Source organism: Tsukamurella sputi, from assembly GCF_007858445.1.
GTDB lineage: Bacteria > Actinomycetota > Actinomycetes > Mycobacteriales > Mycobacteriaceae > Tsukamurella > Tsukamurella sputi.
Window position 1 is genome coordinate 1 of the sequence record NZ_VIGV01000076.1, and the last position, 644, is coordinate 644.

Consider the following 644-nt stretch of genomic DNA (forward strand, 5'->3'; position numbering starts at 1 on the left):
GCCGCGGAAGGCGAGCTCGCGGCCCGCGTCGAGATAACTCATCGCGCCGCGCGAACCCGGGTCGTAGTCGAGGACCGTCGTGCCGTAGCCGGGCGCCTCCGAGACCTTGACGCTACGGGGGATGGTCGCGCCGAGGACGCGATCGCCGAAGTGGTTGCGCACCTCGGCGGCCACCTGATCGGCGAGCTTGGTCCGCGCGTCGTACATCGTGAGGAGCACGGTCGAGACGTGGAGATCCTTGTTGAGGTGTGACTGCACGAGCTCGATGTTGCGGAGCAGCTGGCCGACGCCCTCGAGTGCGTAGTACTCGCACTGGATCGGGATGAGGACTTCCTTCGCGGCGACGAGCGCGTTCACCGTGAGCAGTCCCAGCGAGGGCGGGCAGTCGATGAAGATGTAGTCGAGATCCTCCGCCGCGGCGCTGCCGAGCGCGTTCTTCAGACGCGTCTCGCGCGCCACCATGCTCACGAGCTCGATCTCCGCGCCGGCGAGGTCGATCGTCGCGGGTACGCAGAAGAGGTTGGGGGAGTGCGGGCTCTGCGCCATCGCGTCCTCCAGCGTCGCCTCGCCGAGGAGGAGTTCGTACGTCGACGGAACGCCCGAGCGGTGGTCGACGCCGAGCGCGGTGCTCGCGTTGCCCTGCG

General features: G+C 68.6%; 1 protein-coding gene. It reads right to left on the reverse strand.

What is annotated here, in order from left to right; genetic code table 11:
* Positions 1–644: ParA family protein (locus tag FK268_RS23230; RefSeq protein ID WP_146437816.1), on the reverse strand; the 644-nt coding region annotated here is incomplete at both ends.